10 protein-coding genes are annotated in these 7872 nt (G+C 44.7%); all 10 read right to left on the bottom strand.

The features are described 5' to 3' along the window. Positions 1 to 88: 88 nt before the first annotated feature. The 10 genes from D7Y06_RS22625 to D7Y06_RS22580 all read right to left on the bottom strand — a co-directional run bounded on the left by D7Y06_RS22625 (position 89) and on the right by D7Y06_RS22580 (position 7674). Positions 89 to 640 (bottom strand): HAMP domain-containing protein, encoded by a 552-nt coding sequence (locus D7Y06_RS22625; protein WP_158591465.1) that lies wholly within the window; start codon positions 638 to 640, stop codon positions 89 to 91. A 285-nt stretch (positions 641 to 925) separates the two neighbouring features. Beyond that, positions 926 to 2239, bottom strand: a complete 1314-nt coding sequence (locus D7Y06_RS22615) for a hypothetical protein (RefSeq protein WP_243119464.1) — start codon at positions 2237 to 2239, stop codon at positions 926 to 928. Between the two features lie 96 nt (positions 2240 to 2335). Continuing rightward, complete coding sequence (locus D7Y06_RS27765) at positions 2336 to 2470, bottom strand: hypothetical protein (protein WP_256387250.1); 135 nt, start codon at positions 2468 to 2470, stop codon at positions 2336 to 2338. 108 nt (positions 2471 to 2578) lie between these two features. Further along, positions 2579 to 3046 carry a YbhB/YbcL family Raf kinase inhibitor-like protein gene (locus tag D7Y06_RS22610; protein ID WP_120409824.1) on the bottom strand — a complete coding sequence of 156 codons (468 nt, stop codon included), beginning with the start codon at positions 3044 to 3046 and terminating at the stop codon, positions 2579 to 2581. A 159-nt stretch (positions 3047 to 3205) separates the two neighbouring features. Beyond that, positions 3206 to 3793, bottom strand: coding sequence for a hypothetical protein (locus D7Y06_RS22605; protein WP_243119463.1), 588 nt, complete (start codon positions 3791 to 3793; stop codon positions 3206 to 3208). Further along, on the bottom strand, positions 3793 to 4311 hold the full coding sequence (locus tag D7Y06_RS22600) for a hypothetical protein (protein ID WP_243119462.1): 519 nt from the start codon (positions 4309 to 4311) through the stop codon (positions 3793 to 3795). The genes D7Y06_RS22605 and D7Y06_RS22600 overlap by 1 nt, the downstream gene beginning before the upstream one ends. 205 nt (positions 4312 to 4516) lie before the next feature. Beyond that, positions 4517 to 5179: a hypothetical protein gene (locus tag D7Y06_RS22595; RefSeq protein WP_120409822.1), complete on the bottom strand. Its 663-nt coding sequence runs from the start codon at positions 5177 to 5179 to the stop codon at positions 4517 to 4519. A gap of 238 nt (positions 5180 to 5417) precedes the next feature. After that, entirely contained in the window at positions 5418 to 6464 is a 1047-nt protein-coding gene (locus tag D7Y06_RS22590; RefSeq protein ID WP_120409821.1) for a hypothetical protein, read from the bottom strand. An 84-nt stretch (positions 6465 to 6548) separates the two neighbouring features. After that, entirely contained in the window at positions 6549 to 6809 is a 261-nt protein-coding gene (locus tag D7Y06_RS22585; RefSeq protein ID WP_243119461.1) for a hypothetical protein, read from the bottom strand. Positions 6810 to 6936: 127 nt separating this feature from the next. Beyond that, positions 6937 to 7674, bottom strand: coding sequence for a DUF6033 family protein (locus D7Y06_RS22580; RefSeq protein WP_120409820.1), 738 nt, complete (start codon positions 7672 to 7674; stop codon positions 6937 to 6939). Positions 7675 to 7872: the final 198 nt, after the last annotated feature.

Below are 7872 nucleotides of genomic sequence, written 5' to 3'. Positions count from 1 at the left end.
ATAATTCCGTTTTATATAATCTTCCGGGTGTATGTCTTTTCAGACAGAAACAGCGTCATTTAATGTGACGCGGGCAGCATCATCTAATCTACCGAACAACAGCTTCCATTTCATCATGGGTATGGATTTCACAATGGACATCCGACGTCAATTCCTGCATTTGCTTTGTTGCACTTGAAATCTGTTTGATTGGCTTCGTAAGCATATGGGAATATGCCAAGGCGGACAGTATTGAAATAAGCGTACATAAAAAGGCGGTAATGGGTAAAATAACAATAACTGTACTGACCGCATCCTCAATTTGCTGTCTTGATACCGTGGCTTTTACATATCCGTTTTCATTCGGCAATATTCTTTCCACATAAAAGAAATCTGTACCGTCTTTTGGATTCTGGGACAGTGATATTTTTATCTTTCCATCTGATTTTTCTGCAATGATGCTTACATCTTCCGTAGTTCCAGAATAATGCAGACGTTCTGTTTCATTTACATTCAGCAGATTCATTTCATAGATATAGCCGTCATAGCTCACCGAAATATCAGCCCACCATTTCCCTGCAAATTCTGTCACTAATGGAAGTCTTTCTGAATCTGGAGTATTCGCTATTTTTTCACACAAGCTGGCTACATCGTTTTCCAATTCGTTCCGCTGTCGGAAATTATATACAACTGGAAGTAAACTGTAAATGAGCAGGTGGGAGACTGCCACAATTTCAGTACAATATAAGAGGACAAAATACATCTGTTGCTATCTCCCCGCACTGATATGTAGCAAGGGGACCAGCCTGTCCCTGCCTATTCCCTTTTATCATTTGTGCTTTATTTGTTTTCCTTCTGCTCCCCGATTCCCCAATCTGCCGGAACGCCGGGGATGCCCGCCCTGCCTTGTTGGACTGTGGCTTATTGGGGATAAGAAACCACACACTTATAAAACTTTCTTGAACTGATATTGATACATATCGGAATACATATTGCCTGAATATTGAGGCGTCAGCCTGCCATCCAGTGCGCCCATATCCACTGCAAAACCGCTGTCCGCCACGGAAAACACCCCATCCTTAAACTGGAACTGTGAAGTGAAATCGGGAACCCCCAAGTCGCCGCTTATCCTGATATTTCCTATAATATCTATCAGCGCATCCTTCATCCGTTCTATCTTGGCATTGTCCTTCGTCTTATTGATCAGATTAGCCGCATTGTCCGGCAGCCCTCCAATCTTCCCGTCAGGCGTCAGATAAAGATTTTCTAAAGAAATGTCCTCCCCCGTAACACCTTTCAGGTAGCGCCGGACTTCCTGCACGTCCGTGGCATACTGGTATGTATTAGAGGACAGGTTCCCCACGCTGTCCGCAATCCCTATATAATACTGGTACATCCGGTCACCATATCTTTCATCTATCAGTTTCTGTACCTGTTCCCGGACGGTGCTATCCTCTATCCCATCCACGGACACATCCCCGCTGCTCCCAATCCTTACGCACATACCTTCTATGTCGTCACGGGAAATGCCCATCCCCTCCAAATCCTTAACGAAATTATCTGAAAAGCTGTTTTTCAGCTCCGCTTTATTCTGCGCCTTTTCCATGTCTTTCAAGTTGGCAAAAATCTTCACATACTCCAATTCCGCATCATTTAAGTCCTTCCCCTCCGCCATATCCTGCAGCAGTTCATCCACGGTGCGCCTGCCCTTATACTTCTTTTCTTCCGGCAGGCTGTCAAACTGCTTCTGGTGGAGCTGTTCCAGTTCTTTTAAATAATTCTGCTCTGTCCCCCGCAGGACTGCATTGTACTGTTCAAGATATTCCCGCCAGTTTTCATCCTTCCGGTCGTATGCGTTGTGGAGATTCCCATATGCTTCCCTGACGGTGTCAGTCTTTTCGTGCTCCTTATTTTGGGAAACATGGAAACTGATCTTATAATAATCATCCGGGGAAACTTCCTCCCCGTTTCCGTTTTCTACCTTGATGCAATATTTGTTGGTCTGGATATCCCAAGTAGGGATGTTCAGCTTCTTCCGCCCCTCGCCGTCCCACTCTGCCTTCCCCACTTGGTTGCCGTATTCATCATATAGGGTAAGGTTGTAATCACAGCCCTTCGGCATATCAATGTAAGCTTCAACGCCAAAGTAATTCCGTTGGAAGTTCATAAATGGAATGGAAAAGTTATAAAAATCCACATCCTTATCATTGCTGAGATTCCCTTTCAGGCTGCTGGTCTCGTCCTTGATCAGAAAATTCAAATCCAGGAATGTGCTGCCTTTGTCCTTATCTGAAACCTCATAAGTGGTATGCTGCCTGCGGTATGTATTATTGTTGCTGAGAGTACAGGTGTCCTCCTACAATACCATATTTTTTCGCATTTTTCCTTCAAAAAAAGCTCTGGATTCTTTTATTGTCATTAAATATATAGGCTTATCACGAAAAGCCGCTCCATATGCAGAACCTGCATCATTTACTGAATTAACTCCCATTTCAAATCCTCCATTGTTTTACTATAGCCGCCCCTCAGAGCCGCATCCGCTCCCTCGTAATAAGTGACTGTGGCCTTATCGGGGATATGGAACCGTAGAATTTATATCTTATTCAAACTCACCAACAATACTACCTTTTTGGATGATATGCCTTTCAGCCTTTTTCAGAAAATTTCTTTTCATAGAGTTGGCGCTTATATTTATTTCACAATCCAAGGAATAGACTGTAAAGCGGTAAGTATGCTTTTTCCCTTTCGGTGGCTTCGGCCCCGCATAACAGTGAAAGCCATATCCTATCCCCTGGCGGGCATTCCCCAACATTGGCACTGTCTTGCCAACAGGAATATTTTTCTTTATTCTGTCAGTTGCAGGAATGTTCCATATAACCCAATGCGTAAAATCCTTAATTGGGTGTGATAAATCTTCCAATGTAACAGCGAGGGTTTTCGCATTTGGTGACAGGTTCTTAATTATAAATTCCGGCGATATGTCCTGCCCACGTCCGGTATATTCGATGGGAAATTTGCTTCCACCATCCATGCCAATACACTCAAATTCTAAAACAGTATTATTCATAATCCCTCCAAGTTTGAGCAATTTATTCCTGCATTCCCAACAAACGCTGTTCCCCGATTCCCCAATCTGCCGGAACGCCGGAGAAGCCCACCCTGCCTTGTCAGGCTGTGGCTTATCGGGGATATGAGTTTTATTTCCTTCTATGCTTTTGCGTCAAAACTATTCTGCGGATTTTCCACCCCCCACCGCTTCTTCACCCGCCAGCGGTATGCCCCTCTTGGCATTTCCCCACGCCTCGTTATAGATCATGCACATTTCCGTCTGTCTGGAAGCCTCCGCATTGGTGGTATACATCGTCCACCCATTATTGGAATAAGTCGCCACCATTTCCCCGTTCTTATCGTAAAACTCTATGTAATCGCTGTTTCCTGATGGCAGTTTCTGATATTTCACTTTCCCTTCCAGCAGCGTCGCCACAAAATCTATGGGCTTAAGCACATTCTGCCTGTTTTTGGAAACAGCTTTCAGGCCGGAAGTGATGATCCCTTTTCTGTCCGGGGACACTTCCGATGTGTAGCTTTTCATCAGCCTGTTAAACCCTTCGGATTTATTCTGGAACTGCCCTTTTGCAAAATCCTCATAAGCCTGCTCCCGAATCTGCTTCCGATATTCCTCATCACTGATGCCGCTTTTCTTTTTGGAGAAAACATATTTATCATTAAAGTCGGGCAGATGGATACCGCCTATGCTTCCTGTTCCTAAAAAGTATCTTTTCTGCAATGTGCCATTGAACGAATTGACCTGCATTATTTCACCCTCTCCTGTAAATTTCCTAATCTATTCAGCATTTCATACATCCGACTGTTCCCAAAAATAAAATTCTGTAAAGCAAGCGGTCTCCCTGCCTGTTTGCTTTCATTGTACAGCTTCATATAATCGTCCCTCGCCTGATAAAATGCATCTTCCAATTCTTCAATTTCTTTTGTCGGCGTTTCAGGAATATTCCCCTGAATGACCTGCCCTTGTGCCGCAATCCTGAAACAGGACTTCTGCCACTCTATTTCCTGCTCATACTGCATATCCAGCCACTCAATTTCTTCTTCCTTTGTCAGCAAAGTCCCATCTGCATTATAGTACTGCTCCTGTTCCTTTTCATGGCGCTGTTCGATTTCAGAATACAGCTTCGCATAACTCAGGCCACAGGCATTTACCACCTCAGAATACCCATACTGCCCTTTTTCTTCACCGATTTGTTTTAAGATTCCAGCTCTCATATTGCTGAGTGATGCCGCCGACTGCACCACTGTATGCTTAATTCTATCCATTAAGATTTTCCTGTTTTTCGATAATTGAGAAACTTTTAATGAATCTCTATCAAATACTTTCCGGCCTTCATTTTGACTTTCCTGAGATTTCAAACAATCCCTATCAAGTTTAAGGCCATCCTGCAAATATACAGGATAATTTGATATGCTAATTGCCATACATTTTTTCCTTCCTGTTCACAATAATTCTGGTCAAATGCCTTGTTCAGTCAAACAGTGAATCTCCATCCGCTACAGTTTCCGTCATGACATTTGCATCATAAGCATTGGATGCCGCCGCCATCTGCCTCTCACTGTTCCATGCTTTTGCCAGCCTGCTTCGTTCCTGCTCCGCCTTTACAGCATTTTCATCCAAAAGTTCCTGCTGCTGTCTCTTAACCTGCGTCCGCTTTTCCAGATATTCTTCCAGCAGTTCCTTATTCCTGTCTTTCTGCCCGCTTGTTTTCTTAAAAAAGCTGTCCTGAGAACGTGCATAAAACTCCGAATCATTGTTAACAGACCATCCATCTGCCCTATAATCTTTGGCTGTGGCTCCTACCGTAATCACCAAAGAACAGTCTGGAGCCGGGGCGACAGAGCCAGTCATATCACGCCTGATTACAGACAACATTTGTTCCCTGTACTTTGGATCAGCTTTCATATTTTTAAATGCTTCCTCCGATATATTAACTGCTACATTTGCTATGGTTCTGTCCCGTGGTATCCTATCAAGTTCTGCGTAAAATTCCTTCTTGAAAGCAGCCATTTCTTCCGCTTCTGTTAATTCCCGTATACCGCCTGTTTCTTCCGTGCCGTTCATGTTCTTTTTGTTTTTCACTGATGTCACATTGTTCTGATAATAATTTTGTCCTACTCCGCTAATGCTCATCTCTAAATGTCCTCCATTATTTTTTATTGCAACCCCTCAGTCGTTCAGAGCCGCCTCTGCTCTCTCATGATAAGTCTGAGCAGTTCATTGCCTCATAATTACATTTTGCCTATGTTCCCCGGCCAAATTTCATACCAGCCTTCACCTCCTCTCACTGATCTGCCGGAACGCTGGGGATGCCTGCCCTCTGTGCCATATTAGTAATATGCACCCATAAACAGCCATCCCCTCCATAACCCTAAAATCCCCAAAACTTCGATGCCAGCTCCCGGTTTATGATGGATGAGAGGAAATTGGGATTTTTGCTCTGGAACATTTTCAAGCTTTCAAAGAAAGCGGCCTTGCTTCCCGTCTTTAAGCCCGCAAAAGTCTTATCCAGTTTCTGATTTTTCACCTTCTTCTCCACATATTCCTCCGACTGCTTTTCGTAATTATCAACCATCGAAGGATTCTTCTTTACAGCATCCACATACCAGTTTGTAAGGTATTTCAGTGAACTAAGCCCGCCGTCATCTTTTTCCCCCATCTTCTGGTACTCTGCGTATGCGTCTTTGTCCATCGTCCGCATCATGTCAAGTGCGTTTGTGGTCTGGACAAGATTACTCCCATGCCCAAGATACCTGCCTTTCGCCACACCGTAATCCATGTTTCCGTTACTGTCCGCTTTTCCCGCACTTGCCAGTTTCGCAATGGATTCCATTGCCTCCAGAAACGCATCCCTGCTGTCCTCCGGGATAAAGTTTTCTGCCGCATATTCCGCTTTCTTCATGCCGAGCGATATGTTCGCCTGCCGCTCTTCTTCCGTCATGGAGCCGCTGTTCCCGACAAGGAAATTCTGCCGGATGATGTCATACACAAATCCCTGCTCCTCTTTGCTACAGTTCTCCAGTGCGGACGCAACCGCCTTGTCTGCGCCATACATCCCCGAATATGCCGGAAGATTATTTAAGGACTTGTCAACCTGCACGATATCCTTTTGGAATGCCGCATTTCTTGCCTCCACTGCTTCCTTATCTTCCGGCACCATCCAGCCCTTCCTGCCCTCCGCAAAGGCCGCCATGCCGTCTCCCGAAAATTCCACGATAACACTGTCCCCATACTGTGAACGGATATCCTTCATCACCTGCAGGGTTTCCTCCCTCGACATTATATCCATGACCTTGTTGCCATGTTCATCCGTTGTGTTGAACTCATATTTTACAAGGGTGTTCTTCTTATACGCACCGCTTCCATATGATGGGATATTTGTTGTCCCTCTGTAAAACTGGCTGTAATCGATATTCATGATCTGCACTCTCCTTTTCTTTGTTTTGACTCATTATGTTTGCCGTTCTGCCGAAATCCTATATAAATCCAGTAAATACTCTTTTCACTCCGCACTCCCTTTATGCGGTTCCGCCGAAATGATCTCCCCCTGCACGTTGGATTCATCCGAATCCCCGTCCAGTTCATCTTCGTCAAGCTGCGGCTCCACCGCTATCGGGTCATCATCATAGACCGCCGGACCGTCATCCTCAATCTGATGCACGGCATCCGGGGCGGGCTCCCCTGTGTGGTGCATCCGCTGATCGCGGGAATCATCATTGCCGTAATAAGTAATGCCGTTATTCTGCTGACACGCATTTTTCAAGCCCTCCGATTTCTTTTATGTAACAGCCCTCTGTTGTTAGAGCCACATTCGCTCCCATGCAATATGCCGGAGCAATCCGCAAGGGCAAAGTTTTATGCACCTCTGCGGAATTGGATGTAAGGATTATTTACGCCTTTATATCAAAACTTGCCCCTGTGGGTGACGATGTGCCGGATACCGCCGCAACAATATTCTGTGTAACGCTTTTCACATCCACGCCAGTGGCAGATACCTTGTACGTCCCTTCCGTCAGTTTTTCTATCTGCTCTTTTCTTTCTGCCCGCCGTTTCGCTGCTTTTTCTTCCTCCGCCTTTCTCTCTGTCCGCTTCTTAACCGCTTTTTCTTCTAATACTTTTCTTTCCTCACTCTTTTTCTCTAATCTTTCTTTTTGTTTCTTTTCTGTACCCATTACAGATGAACTTTGTTTTGTCCCACTGGTTCTTGTCATACCACCACAAGTAACGGAAACATTCCCATCGGCATCCATTACAGCCGTAACGCCATGTATTACTGCATTATCTGCCTTAGCTTGTGCAAACATATTATTCTGTCCCTGAACCACACCGGTCAAATTAAATTCCACTCTTTTTGCAAATTCCGGATCATTGGCCATTTTTTCTAAGCATCGACTGGAAAGATTTAATACAACCTTATTTTCATTCCCACTCATAAGACCACTACTTGTATTAAAAGTAATGTTTGGGAACTTTTTACACAATTTCTCATAATACGCCTGCACCTTGTCTTTGCTGTTTACTGATGTGTTTGCCTTTACCTCTGCTGCCGCCTTGCTATCCGGCTTTTTTACGGTATCAGCATAATTTGCCGCATAGTTGCTGTAATTGCTTGTGATCTCCATTGACATAATTCTCATCCTCCTTCAAAAATCTTACCTGCGTCCCCTCTGTCAATCAACTACCCCGGTGCAAGCACTCAAGCACTGTGCTCGGCTCCTACGTCGCCGCTCACAGCACTTGCCTTTCATTCCTGCTAAAGCGGGAATGAAAGCGGGGTATGAAAGTTTCTTTGTCTCTTCCTCTACACATAATCGTACATACTTAGC

It is taken from the genome of Roseburia sp. 1XD42-69 (assembly GCF_003612565.1).
Classification (GTDB): Bacteria; Bacillota; Clostridia; order Lachnospirales; family Lachnospiraceae; genus Roseburia_B.
Note: the sequence above shows the minus strand (reverse complement) of the source record. Positions and strands in the feature narration are given on the sequence as shown.